At 64.2% G+C, this 16344-nt stretch carries 15 protein-coding genes; 13 read left to right on the plus strand and 2 right to left on the minus strand.

Annotated elements, in window-relative coordinates:
* Positions 1 to 68 precede the first annotated feature (68 nt).
* Positions 69 to 1376, plus strand: a complete 1308-nt coding sequence (gene dsdA / locus CCA01S_RS10150) for a D-serine ammonia-lyase (protein WP_066457845.1) — start codon at positions 69 to 71, stop codon at positions 1374 to 1376.
* Positions 1377 to 1433: 57 nt separating this feature from the next.
* Here dsdA and CCA01S_RS10155 read toward each other — a convergent pair whose 3' ends face one another.
* Positions 1434 to 2339, minus strand: coding sequence for a LysR family transcriptional regulator (locus tag CCA01S_RS10155; RefSeq protein ID WP_066457847.1), 906 nt, complete (start codon positions 2337 to 2339; stop codon positions 1434 to 1436).
* A gap of 87 nt (positions 2340 to 2426) precedes the next feature.
* Here CCA01S_RS10155 and CCA01S_RS10160 point away from each other — a divergent pair, with 87 nt between their 5' ends.
* From CCA01S_RS10160 to maiA, 4 genes are read left to right on the plus strand one after another with little or no spacing between them, the layout of a single operon-like run.
* Positions 2427 to 3104: a TRAP transporter small permease gene (locus CCA01S_RS10160; RefSeq protein WP_066457850.1), complete on the plus strand. Its 678-nt coding sequence runs from the start codon at positions 2427 to 2429 to the stop codon at positions 3102 to 3104.
* A complete protein-coding gene (locus tag CCA01S_RS10165) occupies positions 3101 to 4378 on the plus strand; it encodes a TRAP transporter large permease (protein WP_066457852.1) in 1278 nt (425 codons plus the stop codon). The genes CCA01S_RS10160 and CCA01S_RS10165 overlap by 4 nt, the downstream gene beginning before the upstream one ends.
* A gap of 23 nt (positions 4379 to 4401) precedes the next feature.
* Entirely contained in the window at positions 4402 to 5382 is a 981-nt protein-coding gene (locus CCA01S_RS10170; protein WP_180984162.1) for a TRAP transporter substrate-binding protein, read from the plus strand.
* A gap of 43 nt (positions 5383 to 5425) precedes the next feature.
* Complete coding sequence (gene maiA / locus CCA01S_RS10175; RefSeq protein WP_066457857.1) at positions 5426 to 6070, plus strand: maleylacetoacetate isomerase; 645 nt, start codon at positions 5426 to 5428, stop codon at positions 6068 to 6070.
* Positions 6071 to 6190: 120 nt separating this feature from the next.
* Here maiA and CCA01S_RS10180 read toward each other — a convergent pair whose 3' ends face one another.
* Entirely contained in the window at positions 6191 to 7108 is a 918-nt protein-coding gene (locus tag CCA01S_RS10180; protein ID WP_180984161.1) for a LysR family transcriptional regulator, read from the minus strand.
* A gap of 98 nt (positions 7109 to 7206) precedes the next feature.
* On the opposite strand from CCA01S_RS10180, the gene CCA01S_RS10185 reads away from it, so the two are divergent.
* From CCA01S_RS10185 to CCA01S_RS10220, 8 genes are all read left to right on the plus strand, one after another.
* Positions 7207 to 8556 (plus strand): cupin domain-containing protein, encoded by a 1350-nt coding sequence (locus CCA01S_RS10185; protein ID WP_084386670.1) that lies wholly within the window; start codon positions 7207 to 7209, stop codon positions 8554 to 8556.
* Between the two features lie 41 nt (positions 8557 to 8597).
* Positions 8598 to 9755, plus strand: a complete 1158-nt coding sequence (locus CCA01S_RS10190) for an ABC transporter substrate-binding protein (protein ID WP_232305063.1) — start codon at positions 8598 to 8600, stop codon at positions 9753 to 9755.
* Between the two features lie 182 nt (positions 9756 to 9937).
* On the plus strand, positions 9938 to 10975 hold the full coding sequence (locus tag CCA01S_RS10195) for a TRAP transporter substrate-binding protein (protein ID WP_066457868.1): 1038 nt from the start codon (positions 9938 to 9940) through the stop codon (positions 10973 to 10975).
* Positions 10976 to 10977: 2 nt separating this feature from the next.
* Positions 10978 to 11502: a TRAP transporter small permease gene (locus tag CCA01S_RS10200; protein ID WP_066457869.1), complete on the plus strand. Its 525-nt coding sequence runs from the start codon at positions 10978 to 10980 to the stop codon at positions 11500 to 11502.
* A gap of 24 nt (positions 11503 to 11526) precedes the next feature.
* Positions 11527 to 12828: a TRAP transporter large permease gene (locus CCA01S_RS10205; protein WP_066457870.1), complete on the plus strand. Its 1302-nt coding sequence runs from the start codon at positions 11527 to 11529 to the stop codon at positions 12826 to 12828.
* 23 nt (positions 12829 to 12851) lie between these two features.
* Positions 12852 to 13793, plus strand: coding sequence for an alpha/beta hydrolase (locus CCA01S_RS10210; RefSeq protein WP_066457888.1), 942 nt, complete (start codon positions 12852 to 12854; stop codon positions 13791 to 13793).
* 38 nt (positions 13794 to 13831) lie between these two features.
* On the plus strand, positions 13832 to 15019 hold the full coding sequence (locus CCA01S_RS10215; RefSeq protein WP_066457895.1) for an FCD domain-containing protein: 1188 nt from the start codon (positions 13832 to 13834) through the stop codon (positions 15017 to 15019).
* A 34-nt stretch (positions 15020 to 15053) separates the two neighbouring features.
* A complete protein-coding gene (locus CCA01S_RS10220) occupies positions 15054 to 16316 on the plus strand; it encodes a DODA-type extradiol aromatic ring-opening family dioxygenase (RefSeq protein WP_066457897.1) in 1263 nt (420 codons plus the stop codon).
* The last annotated feature ends 28 nt before the right edge of the window (positions 16317 to 16344 follow it).

Genomic DNA, 16344 nt, shown 5'->3' on the forward strand with positions numbered 1-16344 from the left:
ACGCCCGCTCGCGGCTGCGGGCAGGCGCGTCCCGCGCTGGCGCGGCGCCGTCCTCCAAGGGAGTTCCCATGAATGCCGTCTCTACTTCGCTGCTGGCCCGCCTGCCCAAGGGGCTGAGCGAGCGTCAGCCCCTGCTGTGGCTCAATCCGGGGTACGAGGCCGCGGTTGGCCCCGGGCTCGACCCCGATCCGGCCCCGGCCGAGGCCCGCTACGAGCGCTGCGCCGGTTTGCTGGCGCGCGTGTTTCCCGAGCTGGCGGCATCCGGGGGGCGTCTGACGTCGCCTCTCGCGTCCATCGACCGCCTGCGCGACCACCTGCTTCCGGCACAGGCCACCGGGGCCTGGTTCATGAAGCGCGACGACAGCCTGCCGGTGGCGGGTTCGGTGAAGGCGCGCGGCGGCTTTCACGAAATTCTGTCGTTTGCCGAACGCATCGCTACCGAGCACGGACTGCTGGGGGCCGATACCGACCGCGCCGTGCTGGCCGACCCGGCGGCCCGCGCCCTGTTTGGCCGCTACACCGTGGCGGTGGGCAGCACGGGCAACCTGGGGCTGGCCATTGGGCTCATCGGCGCCGGACTGGGGTTTCGGGCCGTGGTGCACATGTCGGCGGATGCCAAAGAATGGAAAAAGCAGCGCTTGCGCGATCACGGTATCGAGGTGGTCGAGCATGAGGGCGATTACGCCGCCGCCGTGGCTGCGGGCCGGGCGGTTGCCGAGGCCGACCCCTACAGCTATTTCGTCGATGACGAGCATTCGCTGCCCCTGTTTCTGGGCTATGCGGCGGCGGCGCGCGAACTGCAACAGCAGCTGCGGCAGGCGGGCCGCCCGGTGGACGCCGAGCACCCCTTGTTCGTGTACTTGCCGTGCGGGGTGGGCGGCGCGCCGGGCGGCGTGCTGCACGGCCTGAAACGCCTGTGGGGCGCGCACGTGCATGGCTTTTTCGTCGAACCGGTGGCCTGCCCCTGCATGCTGGTGCAGCTGGCGGCCGGCTGCCAGACGCCGGTCTCGGTCTACGACGTGGGGCTGGACAACCGCACCGAGGCCGACGGCCTGGCCGTTGCCCAGGCCTCGCCGCTGGTGGCGCCGATGATGGCGCGGGTCTTGTCGGGCGACTTCACGGTGGACGATGCGTCCTTGTTTCGCGCTGCCAAGGCCCTGGAGGACATCGAGGGCATCTACGTCGAGCCCTCGGCGGCGGCGGGCCTGCAGGGGCCCGGGCGGCTGCTGCAAACGCCCCAGGGCCAGCAGTACCTGAAGCAGCATGGGCTCGAGCCCCATCTGGGCAATGCCACGCACGTCATCTGGAGCACCGGCGGGTCGCTCGTGCCCGAGCCGATCCGCCAGGCGTTTCGCGCGCGCGGCCTGGCCCAGTAGTCCGGCCCTGAAGCGCCTGGTCTGGTGAACCCGACCTGATGAACCCGGCCCGGCGGCCTACCCCAGGCCCCAGGCGCGCCGACCGACCTGTTCGTGCAGGTACTGCACAAAGGCTTCAGCGGCGGGCGACAGGCTGGCGTGGCGCCGACTGTAGATGAAAAACTGGCGCCGTACCTCGGGCTCGTGCAGCCATTGCGCCCGCAGGCCGTAGAGCTCGACCAGGCTCTGGGCATAGGGCAGGCAGGCGGTCACGCCCAGCCCGGCGCTCACCATGCTGAGTGCCGTGCTCATGAAGGTCACCTCGTGGGCGGGACGGATGCTTTGCATCGACGCCTGGTTCAGGTCGAGCGCCAGGCGCTCGGTGAACTGTCCCTGCAGGGCGATCAGGGGGTAGGGCACCAGATCGGCCCAGCCCAGCCGCTTCTTGGCTTCCAGCGGATGCCCCCGCGGAAAGACGGCCATGAAGGGCAGATCGAAGAGCGGGTCGGCGTCCAGGTCGGCGAGCCCCTGGCGCTGCGGGCCGATGCTGATGTCGGCCTCGCCGCGCAGTACCTGGCCGATGGCGTTTTCCACTGCGCAGTCCATGAGGCGGATGCGGATGTCGGGGTAGGCTTCGCGAAAGCCGGCGATCACCTCGGGGATGAGCGTACTGGCCATCAGCTGCGGAGCCGCGATGCGCACGACACCGCGGCGCAGGCGTTTCAGGTTGTTGATGTTCTCGACCGCGTTGTCGAGGTCTCTGAGCACTTGAGTGGCGACGGCGTGAAACTCCTGCCCCACCTCGGAGAGGTGGATGCGCCGGGTGCTGCGATCGACCAGGCGCACGCCCAACTGGGTTTCCAGTTCTTTGATGAGGCCGCTGAGCGCCGACTGCGTGATGTGCAGGGATTCCGCCGCGCGGGTGAAGCCCCCGGTGCGGGCCAAGGCGGTAAAGGCGCGCAACTGGCGCAAGGTGATGTCCATCGGAATATCCCATGAATCGATGGCAAAAAACTGTTTGTATGATAGCTGGAAAGCGCCTTTAATAAGCGAAAAAACCAGGAGACAGACATGCCGACCGGCAAACCGGGCGGGCGCAGCATGCTGGAAGGCACCGCCCGCAGCATCACCAAAGGGTTCGAGATCCTCATCGTGGTCAGCCTGGCGATCATGGGCGTCCTGGTGTTCGGCAACGTCGTGCTGCGCTATGCCTTCAATTCGGGCATTGCCATTTCCGAAGAACTGTCGCGCCTGCTGTTCGTCTGGCTGATCTTCCTCGGCGCGGTGCTGGCTTCGGCACAGCGCATCCACATCGGCTTTGACACTCTGCAGCGCGCAGTGGGGCCGCGTCTGCGGCGTGTGCTGCAGGTCTTCAACGGCCTGCTCATTCTTGTCGGGTGCGTCATTTTCATCGTGGGCGGGCTGGCCCAGACACGCATCAATCTGGGCAATGTGTACCCTGTCATGGGCATCTCATACGCCTGGCTGTATGGCGTGGCCGTGGTGTTTGGCGTGGCGCTCATCTTTCCGGTGTGCAACAACATTGTGCGGGCGCTGCGCGGTGCCGATGAAGACCTGACGGCCGACCTGGCAGACCGCATCGAGTCGCTGGCCGAGCGCATCGAAGCCGATGAGCAGCAGTCTGGCATGTCAGCCACTGCGGGCACGACGCACCCCGGGGGCGCCCAGGGCCTGCCGAACACTCCTGCGCACAAGCCGGGCCACAAGCACCCCGGAGACCGAGCATGACGGCCTCGGTCTTTCTCGTGGCGCTGCTGGGGCTGATCGCCATCGGCCTGCCTATCGCCTTTGCCCTGATGTTCGCCGGGGTGGCGCTCATGCTGCTCACCGGGCAGTTCGATGCGCAGACCGTCGTGCAGAACGCCGTGGCCGGGGCCGACAACTTCGTGCTCATGGCCGTGCCCTTCTTCATCCTGGCGGGCGAATTCATGAACGCGGGCGGCCTGTCGCGGCGTATCGTGGACATGGCCAGCGCCTTCGTCGGCCACCTGCGCGGCGGCCTGGGCTACGTTGCCATTTTCGCCGGCATCCTGCTGGCCAGCCTGTCGGGCTCGGCGGTGGCCGACACGGCGGCGCTGGCCGCCATTCTCGTGCCCATGATGCGCGCCGCGGGCTACGACCCCGCCCGGGCCTGTGGCCTGATGGCGGCGGGCGGCATCATCGCCCCGGTCATTCCGCCGTCCATCGGCTTTCTCATTTTCGGCGTGGTGGCCAATGTCTCCATCACCCGTCTGTTTCTGGCCGGCATCGTGCCCGGCATCCTGATGGGCCTGGTGCTGGTGGTGGCCTGGTGGATCGTGGCGCGCCGCCAGCAGGTGGCCGTCTCGCCCCGGGTGCCCTGGGGGCGCCGCCTGCGTCTGCTGGCCCAGGGCGGCTGGGCCCTGATGCTGCCGGTCATCATCATCGGCGGGCTGCGCTTTGGCATCTTCACGCCCACCGAATCCGCCGTGGTGGCCGCCGCCTACGCGCTGTTCGTAGGGCTGGTGGTGTACCGCGAGCTCGACGGCCGCGCCATCTACGCCTGCCTGCTGGCCACGGCGCGCACGACGTCGGTGGTGCTGCTGCTGGCGGCGCTGGCCATGGTGGCTTCATACATGATCACGATCACCGATATTTCCGGGCAGGTGGGTGGCTGGCTGCAGGGCCTGTCCAGCCATCCCCTGGTGCTCATGGCGGCCATGATGGTCGTGGTGTTCTTTGCCGGCATGGTGCTCGATTTCATCCCCATCGTGCTCATCTTCACCCCGGTGTTCCTGCCCATCGTGCAGGCCGCCGACATCGACCCGGTGTATTTCGGGGTCATCTTCATCATGAACTGCTCGATCGGCATGATCACGCCGCCCGTCGGCGTGGTACTCAACGTCATCAGCTCGGTGGGCAAGGTGACCATGGACGAGGCCGTACGCGGGATTCTGCCGTTCCTGCTGGCCCTGATGGTGTTGTTGGTGCTGTTGATCCTGTTTCCGGCGCTGGTCACCGTGCCGGCCCAATGGTGGCGTTAGTCCATATTTCAAAGGAGACTCGCATGAAAATCCGTACAACATGGCTGGTGGGGCTGCTGGCGGCCGCCCTATCGGGCACGGCCTGCGCGGCGGTGACGGCCAAGTTCGCCGTCACGCTGCCCGAGAAATCGCACCAGGGCCAGGGCGTGGCCAAGTTCGTCGAGCTGGTCAAGGCCAAGAGCCATGGCGAGATCGTCATCAAGCCGTATTACAGCGGCGCCCTGGGCGACGACGTCAAGGTCACGTCGGCCCTGCAGGGGGGCACCATCGAATTCACCGTGCCCCAGACCACCACGCTCACCGGCATGGTCAAGGCCTATGAAATCCTCGATTTTCCCTTCCTGTTCAAGAACGACGCCCAGGCCGACAAGGTGCTCGACGGCCCGGTGGGGCAGCGCCTGCTCGATCTGCTGCCGGCGCACGGACTGGTGGGGCTGGCGTATTGGGAAAACGGCTTTTTCAATGCCACCAACAGCAAGCGCCCCATCGAAAAGGTGGAAGATTTCGACGGCCTGAAGTTCCGCTCCATCCAGGCCAAGATCACGCAAGAGACCATCAAGGCGCTGGGCGCCAATCCGGTGCCGCTGGCCGTGCCCGAGCTGTATACCGCGCTCGAGACCCGCACCATCGACGGCCAGGGCACGCCCAATGCCGTGATTGCGGCGCTCAAGCTCTATGAGGTGCAGAAATACCTGTCCATCACGCGTCACAGCTACGGGGCCTTCATTCCGCTGGCGTCCAAGGTCTTCTGGGACAAGCTCACGCCCGAGCAGCAGAAAATCATCAAAGATTCGGCGCTTGAAGCGCGTGTGTATCAGCGCCAGGTGGCCCGGGCGCAGTCCCAGTCGGCCAAGGACATGATGGTCAAGCACGGCATGCAGGTCAACGAAGTCAGCGATGCCGAGCACGAGCGCATGAAAGAACGAGTGCAGCCCGTCTGGAAAATGTTCATCCCGGACGTTGGGCAAGATCTCTTCGATCAGGTTCAGGCCGAGCTCAAATAATAATCCGCGCTCCGGCGCGCGACGAGGCTTGTGGGGGGCTTCCATGCGTGATCTTTATTCTTACTTTCGCAGTTCGGCGGCGTATCGCGTGCGCATCGCCCTGGGCCTGAAGGGGCTGGATCACCGCATCGTGCCCGTGCACCTGCTGCGGCAAGGTGGCGAGCAGCACCAGGCCGCCTATCTGCAACGCAACCCCGAGGGCCTGGTGCCCGCGCTGGACGATCAGGGCCATGTGCTCACGCAGTCGCTGGCCATCATCGAGTATCTGGACGAGGTCTATCCAGGCGCGGCGCTGCTGCCCGCCGAGCCCCTGGCGCGTGCCCGCGTGCGCGCCCTGGCCCAGCTCATTGCCTGCGACATCCACCCGCTGAACAATCTGCGCGTGCTGCGCTGGCTGGCGCACGAAATGAAGGTGGACAAGGCCGTGCGCGACGCCTGGTATCGGCATTGGATCGTCACTGGCTTTGCCGCGTTCGAGGCGCAGCTGCGGGCGCCCGGCACCGGCCTGTACTGCCAGGGCGATACCCCCGGCCTGGCGGACTGCTGCCTGGTGCCCCAGGTGTACAACGCCCAGCGCTACGAGATCGATCTGTCCCCGTATCCCACGCTCCAGCGCATCGCGCGGCAGTGCGATACCTTGTCGGCCTTCCAGGCCGCCCGTCCCGAGGCGCAGCCGGACGCCGAGTGACACCGGCCCGCCCGCCAGGGGGATGCGATGCGGGCCGCGTCCAGCGGACGGGCGATTCCGCGCCCCGCGCATGACCGTACTTCCGCGGGATCGCCCACCGGAGGCCTGCGGGCGATTCCCTCAGTCCGCCTGGCTTGCGTCCGGGCGGCTCGTCGTGCTTTCCAGTTCGTCGAGCAAGGCCTTGACGGGTGTGGGCATGAGCCGCCGTTCGTTGACCACGCCATAGACGCGCAGGGGCGCGCAGGCATAGTCGGGCAGTACCCGGCCCAGCTGCCCCGCCGCTTCGAATGGCGCGCAGAACGTGCCGACCACCCGGATGATGCCCAAGCCCTTGACCGCCGCCTGACGGCGCACGTCGGCGTTCGAGCTGCGGAACTGGCAATGGCCGATGGGCACGTCGATGGGCGCCTGATCGGGGCCGGTAAAGTGCCAGAACTGATCCTGCGAAGAGGTCACCAGCGGCATCCGGCGCAGGTCGTCGGGGTGTTGCAAAGGGGCGTGCCTGGCCAACAGGGCGGGTGCGGCGAACAGCGCGCGTTCCAGCGAAAACATGCGGCAAGAAACGGCGCTGACGTCACTCAACTGGCCGTTGGCCATGACAAAGGCCACGTCGTAGCCCTTGGCAAACAGTTCTTTGATGGGCGCGTACTGTACGTCCAGGGTGGCTGATAGTCGCGGGTTTTTCATCAGCAGGCGCTGGACGACGGGCGCCAGGTGGTGCGCGCCGAACTCGTAGGGGGTGGCGATGCGCAGTTCGCCCGAAACCTCGCCGCCGCTGTCGCGGTAGCTGCCGGTGACGGTGTCCAGGCGGGTGAGCAGGGGGTGGACGTCCTGGTACAGGCGGCGGCCCTGTCCGGTGAGCTGCAGGCTTTGCCGGTTGCGTTCGATCAGCCGCAGCGCCAGGGCTTCTTCCAGCCTGCGGATGGCCAGGCTGATGCTGGATTTGGGCCGGTTTGCGGCGCGCGCTGCGGCACCGATGCCGCCGTGTTCAACGACCAGACAGAAATCGATCAGGTCGCCTGGTAGGGTGTTTTTCATGATCGTGTTCATAAAACTGCACAAGGTGTGCATATTTCAGGACTATACCTTGCAAATTTCGTTCTCTAAAGTGTTAGGCATCAAAGGAGAACCGAGACATGCTGAGTTTTGTACTGAACCATATGATCGAATACGACCCCAAGCTGCGGGTGCGCAAGCCGATCTTCAAAGTACCCACCTACGTGTCCGAAATCGTCTGCTACGAGCCGGGCCAGGTCACGGCCACGCACCATCATCCCAACCAGGATGAAATCTGGCTCGTGATGGAAGGCAAGGGCATCGTCACCATCGGCGAAGAGACACAAGACGTGGTGGCCAGCAGCCTGATCTTCATCCCGGCGGGCGTGCGGCACGGCATCCGCGCGGCGGACGACAGCCGCATGGTGTTGCTGTTCATCAAGAGCCCGGGGATACCGGGGTCGGCGCCTCCGGGCAGCGGTGGCGGCCAGGCGGCGCACGAGCCGTCCGAACTGCAGGCGCCCGCCGCCGGGGCCACCATGCAGCTGGAAGTGGCCGACGTCCAGGCTGAGGCGCGCGACGTGATTTCAGTCGAACTGCAGGCCCCGGGCGGTGCCCAGTTGCCGCCCTTCGAGCCGGGCGCGCACCTGCCCATCGACTTGCCCAATGGCCTGCGGCGGCACTACTCGCTGTCGGGCGACTGGCGCGAGCGCGACCGCTACGTGATCGGCATCGCCCGCGCGCCGCAAAGCAAGGGTGGCTCGTTGTACGCGCATCAGTCGCTGCGCCGGGGCATGAGCCTGCAGGTGGCCGCGCCGCGCAACAACTTTCCCCTGGCGCCGGACGCCGCACAGTATCTGTTCATCGCGGGCGGCATCGGCATCACGCCCCTGCTGGCCATGATTCGCTGGTGCAGCGCGCAGGGCAAGCCGTGGCGCCTGGCCTATGCCGTGCGCAGCGCCCAGCGGGCGGCCTTCCTGGAAACGCTGCAGGCCATGCCCGGCGGCCAGGTGCACGTGCATGCCGACAATCTGATGGCGGGCTTTTTCGACCCCGTGCCCTGGCTGCAAGGGGCGCCCGAGGGCGAGCACGTGTACTGTTGCGGCCCCGCGCCCATGATGGCGGCGGTCAAGGCGGCCGCCAGCCACCGCGATCCCAAGACCGTGCACTTTGAATACTTCGCCGCGCCGCAGGACAGCGCTCCGGCGGCGGGCAAAGAACACGCTTTCATGGTCGAACTGCGGCGCAGCAGCCGTACGCTGCAAGTGCCCGCGAACAAAAGCATTCTCGAAGTCCTGGAGGAAAACGGCGTCGAGGGGGTGGTCAGCTCGTGCCGCGAGGGCACGTGCCGCACCTGCGAAACAGGTATCTGCGAGGGCCAGGTCGAACACCGCGATTTCTGCCTCACGCCGGAAGAGCAGCAGGCCAACAAATCGATGATGGTCTGCGTATCGCGCGCCCGCTCCGAGCGGCTGGTGCTTGATCTTTGAGCCGGGCGTCCTGCCTGGCAACATTCAATCAGGAGAAGACTTTGCTAAAAATACAAAAAACGATGGCCCTGCGCTGGATGGCCAGTGGCGTCATTGCTTTGCTTGGCCTGAATGTTCAGGCCGCGGAACCGATCCGCATCGGTTCGTTCGTCTCGGCCACCGGGCCTGCCGCTTTTCTGGGCGACCCGCAGCTCAAGACGCTGCAGATGTATGTCGAAAAGGTCAACCAGGATGGCGGTGTGCTGGGGCGCCCTCTGGAACTGATTGCCTACGATGACGGCAGCGACGTCAGCAAGGCCGTCAGCCTGGCCAAGCGCCTGATCTACAACGACCACGTGGACGTCATCATCGGTGCGCCCATGACGGGGGCCGCCATGGCCGTCATCCCCTTGGTGGAAAAGGCCGAAGTTCCCTTCATTGCCCTGGCGGGCGGCATTTCCATCATCGAGCCGGTAAAGAAGTGGGTGTTCAAGACCGCGCTCACCGACCGTATCGTGGCGCAGATGGTCTTCAAGGACATGCAAAAGCGCGGCCTGAACAAGATCGCGCTGGTGACGGAGACCAGCGGCTACGGCCAGTCCGGCAAGAAAGAATCCGAACGGGTGGCGCCCGATTACGGCATCCAGATCGTGGCGCAAGAGTCGTATGGCGCCAAAGATACCGACATGACGCCGCAGCTCACCAAGATCAAGCACAACCCCGACGTGCAGGCAGTGTTTGTCTTTGGCGTGGGCCAGGGGCCCGCCCTGCTGACGCGCAACTATCGGCAGCTGGGCATCGCCGCGCCGCTCTACCAATCGTATGCCGTCTGTGCCAACGAGTACATCCGCATCGCCCGGGATGCCGCCGACGGCGTGCGCCTGCCCTGTTCGGCCATCCAGGTGGCCGATACGCTGCCCGACAGCGACCCGCAAAAGAAGGTCGTCAGCGATTATGCCCAGGCCTTTCATGCGCGCTGGAACCTCGATGCCTCGCACTTCAGCGGCGGTGCCTACGATGGCCTGATGATCTATCTGGACGCCGTCAAGCGCGCGGGCACGACCGACAAGGCCAAGGTGCGTGATGCCATCGAGCAGACCCACGGCCTCATGCTGACCTCGGGCGCGTTCAACATGACGCCCGAAAACCACATGGGGCTGGACGTCAACGCCTACCGCATGCTGCAGATCGAACGCGGCAAGTGGACGCTGGCACCTTGACACCGACAGGCGGCGAAGTGTCTTGGCCCAGGGTAATCGCTAATATGTTCTCTATTTATTGAAACTATAATATCCATTCTTTTCGCAAAACATATTGTTTTCCGAAAGTTAAAATATTTAATTGCGTTGATTGGATATTCAACCTTCAAATAGACGCAGCCCTTTGCCCTAGAGTCGATGCCATGAAAACCTGTTCTTCGCCACTGGCCCACGCCGCCGCATCACTTGTGCTGGCGCTTGCCGTCACCACTCCCGCTCATGCGGATCAGACGTTCAACTTGAAAATATCGCTGTGGGGGCCCACGACTCATCCGCTTTATGCGTCGATGAAGGAGTGGGCCGATTCTGTGGAGAAAGATTCAAACGGAACATTGAAGTCTACACTTTATCCTTCCCAGCAACTGGGTAAGGCGTTTGACCATTACGACATGGCCAGGGACGGTATTGCGGATATGACTTACGTCAGTCCTGGTTATCAGCCAGGCCGGTTTCCCATCATTGCCGCTGCCGACCTGCCGTTCATGATCAACGATGCCGTCAAGGGGTCGGAAGCGCTGGATGCCTGGTATCGCAAGTACGCCGATCGTGAGATGAAGGACGTCAAGCTCTGTGTCGCCTTCGTGCATGCGCCAAGCGGCATCCATTCGCGCGCACGCAAGATTGTGCTGCCCACGGACTTGGCCGGCTTGAAGGTTCGCCCGGCGGACAGCACCATCGCTTCTCTGGTGACTTCCCAAGGGGGCACCAACGTCCAGGCCTCTGCTTTCGAGGCCCGTGATGTCCTGGAAAAGGGGGTTGCCGATGCAATCACCTTTCCCTGGGGGTCTTCGGTGCTGTATGGGATCGATCAGGTCACCAAGTACCACATGAACGCTCCGTTGTATGTCAGCGGGTTCGTCTTTGCCTTCAACAAGTCGAAGTACCGACGCATGTCGGCGGCCCAGCAGAAGGTGATCGACAACCACTGCAACACCGAGTGGGCGGGACGGGTTGCCAAGCGCTGGAGCGATTTCGAGGAGGCAGGTGTTGCGAAGATTGCCGCCGAACCCGGTCAGGATGTCTATACGCTTGATGCGCAACAGATTGAAGCCTGGAAAAAGGCGGCTTTGCCGTTGCACGACAGCTGGGCCAAGGCCGTGCAGAAAACCGGCATGAATCCAAAAGCGGTCATGCAGGATTTCCAGGATACGCTGCAGCGCTATGGCGCGGCGGTCAAGTAGTCATGGCCGCGTCTTCCTCGCGCAAGGCCCGCCCGGAGGCATTGATATCGGCGATCGAGTCGCTCGCCTCCTGGTTTCTGGCCGCGGTCACCGCATTGACGTTCGTTTCGGTGATCCTGCGCTATGTCTTCGTCTGGGCCATCCCCGATACCTTCGACATGATCGGCCTGTTCATGGTGATCCTGATTTTTTGGGGGTTGGCGGGCACGAGCTATCGTGCAGAGCATATTTGCGTTGACTTGTTATGGACGATCAGCGGTCGCCGCCTGCGGCGCGCCATGGACGTCTTTGCCAACGTGGTCACGCTGGCTGCGATGCTGGCCCTGACCTGGATGGTTGCCGTCAAGGTCATGGATACGCGGGCAGACAACATCCTGACGTTCGATCTGCACCAGCCTGTCTGGATCTATTACCTGGTCGCCTGGCTGGGGCTCGTGGCCACCTCGTTGCTGACGGCTTTGCGCGCCTATAACCTCATCGTCCACCCGGATCGGGTCGTGTCCGCCGCGCATGCGGCGGTCGAATAAGCTGCCAATGCGCTCAATATCATCATGAATCCTCATCTTGTCGCCGTTGGCGGGTTTGTCGGTCTGTTTGTCCTGATGCTTTTGCGGGTTCCCGTGGGGATCGCCATGGGTGTGGTGGGGGTCGCTGGTTTTGGTCTGATCAGCGACGATTTCAGCGCCGCCATGAACCTGTTGGCACAGTCGCCTATCAGGACGGTGTCCGACGTTCAGTTTGCGATTGTGCCCTTGTTTCTGCTGATGGGGGCGTTTGCCTCATCTTCGGGCATGAGCCGCGAGCTTTTTCGCGCCGGCAACGCCTTTGTCGGCCATTTGAAAGGGGGCCTGGGCATTGCCACGATCGGTGCCTGCGGCGGGTTTGCCGCAATCTGCGGTTCGTCCGTGGCGACGGCGGCGGCCTTTTCCTCGGTCGCCTATCCCGAGATGCAGCGCTATGGCTACCCGAAAAGCTTTTCCACCGGCGTGATCGCCGCTGGCGGGTCGCTGGGCATCATGATTCCCCCTTCGACGGTGCTGGCCGTCTATGGGTTGATTGCCGATCAGGACATCGGCAAGCTGTTCATCGCCGGAATACTGCCAGGCATCCTTGCGGTCTGCATGTATATCGCCACGATCAATATCATTGCGCTGGTTCGGCCGGATTTTCTGCCCAAGGGCGGGCGCTCCGACCGCAAAGAACGGCTGGCCGCACTGCGTGACATCTGGGCGGTTGCGCTGTTGTTCATCTTCATCATCAGCGGCCTGTATGGCGGGCTGTTCACCGCCACGGAAGCGGGCGGCATGGGGGCCGCGGGCGCCTTCATTATTTCAGTTGTGCGGCGGCGGCTGAATTTCAGACAGTTCATGGAATGCCTCACCGATTCTTTGCGTACCACGGCGGCAATTTTCACGATCCTGGTCGGGGCGATTTTGTTTGGCTATTTTTTGACGGTCAGCCAGACGCCGCAGGCGATCACGCAGTGGCTGATTGAACTGGGCCTGGGCAAATACGGCATTCTCGCCCTGATCATGCTGATGTACCTGGTGCTGGGAAGCGTCATGGATGCCATGGCCATGATTTTGCTGACGGTGCCGGTGGTGTTTCCGCTGATCCAGCAGCTGGGGTTTGACCCCATCTGGTTTGGCATCATCATCGTGATGGCCGTCGAGCTGGGCATGATCCATCCCCCCGTGGGGATGAACGTGTTCGTCATCAAGAGCGTGGTGCGAGATGTCAATCTGACGACGATATTCAAAGGGGTCGCGCCGTTCGTCGTGACGGATATTCTCCGCCTGATCGTCCTGATCGCGTTTCCCGCCATTGCAACCTTTTTGCCTTCTCATATGTAGCCGCGCATGCGGCGGAAATCACCATGACGATTGCTTCCGACCTTACCGTGTTTCTGGCCGGCCTTCAGCAAGCCTGGCCAGAGCCACCCATCAACCTTGGCGTGGCAGCCTGGCGCGCTCGCGCGGAGCAGCTGGCGCGTGAATCCAAGGCGCCGTACCCCGTGGGGATGGCGGTGATCGACGCGTGTGTCCAGCAGGGGCAGCGGACGGTTGCGGCTCGTGTTTACACGCCCCGGGCCGAGGTCGGCGGTGCCCGGCCCTGCCTGCTCTATATGCATGGCGGCGGCTGGGTCGTCGGCAGCCACGAGACGCATGATGCCATCACGGCCGAAATTGCCGAACGCACCGGTATGGTGGTGATCAGTGTGCATTATGCGCGGGCGCCCGAGAATCCGTATCCGGCTGCGGTGGAAGATTGCCGCGCCGTGTTCGAGTGGATCTTCAAATCCTGCGATTCGCTATCGGTGGATCCCGCCCGCGTGTTTGTCGGTGGCGATAGTGCCGGGGGCAATCTGGCGACTGTCCTTGCCCTGGCTTATCGTGCGGATGCCGGGCATCCCATCCGCGGCCAGGTGCTGATCTATCCCTGCGTCGATGCGGATTTTTCGCGCGCTTCCTATCGAACCGAAGCCGAGGCTCCTTTCTTGACCACGGCGGAGATGATCTGGTTCTGGGATCAGTATTGTCCTATCGTCGATCAACGGACGAACCCTGAGGTGGCGCCTTTGCGCGCCACCGATCTGAGCGGGCTGCCGCCCGCCCTGATCATGGTTGCCGAGCACGATCCGCTGCACGATGAAGGGGTGCTGTATGCCAGGGCGCTGGAAAAGGCGGGAAACGCGGTCTGCCTGCGCCCCGGAAAAGGCTTGGTGCATGGCTATTTGCGGGCGCGTTCCAGTAGCATGACGGCTGCGGCGGAGTTTCTGGCGATGTGCGATTGGCTTGAAGCGCAAGGCGCACGCTGATCTGCCTGTGGCTTCTTTATCGTGTAGGCAATTGGCTCATGAAAAATCGAACACTCCAAGACCTCTATCGGCAGCGCCTGCATGCGGTCGAGCTGCACCGCGCGGGGCATGGCGTCATGCAGGTTGCGCGTGAGAGCGGGCTGTCCTACCCCTGCGCGCGCCAGACCATCGATCTCTACGAATCGGAAGGCATCGAGGCGATCCAGCCGGGGGCGCGCGGGCGCAAGAAGGGTGCGGGCCGCCTGCTCAACCAAGAGCAGGAAGCGGCGCTGCAAAAGCTCATTCAGGAAGAAACACCGCGGCAGCTTGGCCAGACGGACGCGCAGTGGACGCACGCGGCGGTTGCGCAGCTGGTGGCGCGCCGCTATGGCGTGGTCTTGTCCAGCCGGGCAATCGGCAACTACCTGGCGCGTTGGCGGCTATCGGCCAGCGCGCCCGATGTCACGCAGGCGGCGGGGGGCGTGCGTAAAACGGACGCGGGCGTCGTGGCCAATATCGAGAGCCAGCGCCCCGCCTGGGGGCCGCAAACACACCGTGATCAGGCCAATGTACAGACGGTTGCCGGGCGCATCACGGCCCGCTTGCGCAACGACATCATCACGCTTGGCCTGCAGCCCGACGAGCGGCTGGCGTTCGACAAGCTGACCGACCGCTACCGCGTCGGCAGCAGCCCCATCCGCGAGGCGCTGTTTCAACTGATCGGCGAAGGGCTGGTGATTTCCGAGGCCCACCGGGGCTTTACCGTGGCGCCCATCAATACCGCCGAGATGCTGGACATTTCCACCTTGCGAGCCGAACTGGAAGCGCAGGCCCTGCGCCAGTCCATCCAGCACGGCGATGATGACTGGGAGGCGCGCGTGCTGTCGGCCAACCACCATCTGAAAAAAGCCGCCGGACGCATCCAGTCGGGTGATGACGCGGGCAGGGTGGCGGACATGGCCGAGTGGGAACACCACCACCGCAATTTGCATACTGCCCTGTGCAGCGCCTGCGGCTCGCCCTGGACGCTGCATTTCATCGACATCCTGTATGAACACCTCGAACGCTACCGTCGTTATTTCTGGCAGTACGCCGCGCGGGTGAGCGGGGCGGGCCGCGAGCACGAAGGTATCGTCCAGGCAGCCCTCGCGCGTGATGCGGATGCCGCCGTGCGGCAATTACGCCGACATTTCCAGACGCAGGCCGAACTCAGCCTGCAATCCCAGGTGGTGCCCAGCGGGCGCTGACCTTATTGAAGCTCTCACATAGAAAGGTGGAGACATGGCAAAGCTTGTATTTGCAGCGGGCGTGCCGCACGCCCCGGGCCTGATCGGGCTGCTGGACGCGGCCCCCGAAGACATTCAGAAGGTGGTGCACGACATGTACGCGCAGCTGCGCGAGGCCTTGCTGGCCGCGCGCCCGGACGTGCTCATCATTGTCGGCAACGACCACCTGGCCAACAGTCGGCCGCGGACGTATCCCGATTTTCTCATCGGCATGGCGCCCGAGCACGTCGGCCCGTTTGGCTGGTACAAAGAATGGCTGGGCTGCCGCGACTACCGCGTGCGCGGCGACACGGCGATGGCCGAGGCCCTGTTTCGCGGCCTGAACCGCCGGGGGCTGCGCATGCACGCGCAGCGCGACAATCTGCGCTTTGACGACAACGTCTCGATTCCGGCGCTGCACCTGCGGCTGGACGAGACCGACATCCGCGTCATCCCCATCTTGCAGAACTGTACGGTGCCGCCGCTGCCCGATGCGCACCAGTGCTATGCGGTGGGCCAGGCCATGGCCGACGTCATCGCGCACGACATGCCGGACGACCTGCGCGTGGCCGTCCTGGGTTCGGGCGGCCTGAGCCACGAGCCAGGCGGTTCGCGCTACTGGTATATCGACAAAGAGTTCGACCTCTGGTTCATGGAGCTCATGGCCTCGGGCGACCATGAAAAATTGCTGCGCGATCTCACGATTGCGCGCATGGAGCAGGCGGGCTCGGGAGGTACGATGGAAGTGCTCTCGTGGGTGGTGGCCGCGGGTGTCGCGGGGCCGCGCTACGGTGCGCAGTCCGACTACGCCTTGCACAGCAACTTCAAGTGCGGCATCGGCGCCGTGCTCTGGGATCTGACCCAGACGGTAAGTGTGCCCCGGCCCGTGCGCGCACCGCAGCCCGTGACCACCGAACCCGTGCTCCTGACGGCCTTTGACCCCAGCCTGGCCTCGCACGATCTGGTGCAAGACCTCAAGTGGGACGAAGCGCTGCGGGCGCGCTTTGCCACGCACGAGGCCGAGGTGCTCGACCGCTATCCGCTGCGCCCCGAAGAGCGTCAGGCGATCGAGCGGCGCGACTTCCTGTCGCTGTACCGGCTGGGCTTTCACCCGTATCTGGGCGGGCAGCTGGCGCGGCTCATCTACGGCAACGAGGCGGGCAAGGGGGCGACGATCGCGGTGCAGAAACTGGTCGAATCGCTCAATGGCAAGCAGATCGAAGCCTTTGCCGGCGACGAGGGCGTGTCGGGGCAGGATGCCGCAACAACGCGGGTCTGAACGACTAATCCGCTGCCCGCGAGGGCAG

This window comes from Castellaniella caeni NBRC 101664 (assembly GCF_001592225.1).
GTDB classification, from domain to species: Bacteria; Pseudomonadota; Gammaproteobacteria; order Burkholderiales; family Burkholderiaceae_B; genus Castellaniella; species Castellaniella caeni.

Coding starts and splice junctions, on each gene's coding strand:
- dsdA (WP_066457845.1), top strand. CDS start 69: ATGAATGCCGTCTCTACTTCGCTGCTGGCCCGCCTGCCCAAGGGGCTG.
- CCA01S_RS10155 (WP_066457847.1), bottom strand. CDS start 2,339: ATGGACATCACCTTGCGCCAGTTGCGCGCCTTTACCGCCTTGGCCCGC.
- CCA01S_RS10160 (WP_066457850.1), top strand. CDS start 2,427: ATGCCGACCGGCAAACCGGGCGGGCGCAGCATGCTGGAAGGCACCGCC.
- CCA01S_RS10165 (WP_066457852.1), top strand. CDS start 3,101: ATGACGGCCTCGGTCTTTCTCGTGGCGCTGCTGGGGCTGATCGCCATC.
- CCA01S_RS10170 (WP_180984162.1), top strand. CDS start 4,402: ATGAAAATCCGTACAACATGGCTGGTGGGGCTGCTGGCGGCCGCCCTA.
- maiA (WP_066457857.1), top strand. CDS start 5,426: ATGCGTGATCTTTATTCTTACTTTCGCAGTTCGGCGGCGTATCGCGTG.
- CCA01S_RS10180 (WP_180984161.1), bottom strand. CDS start 7,108: ATGAAAAACACCCTACCAGGCGACCTGATCGATTTCTGTCTGGTCGTT.
- CCA01S_RS10185 (WP_084386670.1), top strand. CDS start 7,207: ATGCTGAGTTTTGTACTGAACCATATGATCGAATACGACCCCAAGCTG.
- CCA01S_RS10195 (WP_066457868.1), top strand. CDS start 9,938: ATGAAAACCTGTTCTTCGCCACTGGCCCACGCCGCCGCATCACTTGTG.
- CCA01S_RS10200 (WP_066457869.1), top strand. CDS start 10,978: ATGGCCGCGTCTTCCTCGCGCAAGGCCCGCCCGGAGGCATTGATATCG.
- CCA01S_RS10205 (WP_066457870.1), top strand. CDS start 11,527: ATGAATCCTCATCTTGTCGCCGTTGGCGGGTTTGTCGGTCTGTTTGTC.
- CCA01S_RS10210 (WP_066457888.1), top strand. CDS start 12,852: ATGACGATTGCTTCCGACCTTACCGTGTTTCTGGCCGGCCTTCAGCAA.
- CCA01S_RS10215 (WP_066457895.1), top strand. CDS start 13,832: ATGAAAAATCGAACACTCCAAGACCTCTATCGGCAGCGCCTGCATGCG.
- CCA01S_RS10220 (WP_066457897.1), top strand. CDS start 15,054: ATGGCAAAGCTTGTATTTGCAGCGGGCGTGCCGCACGCCCCGGGCCTG.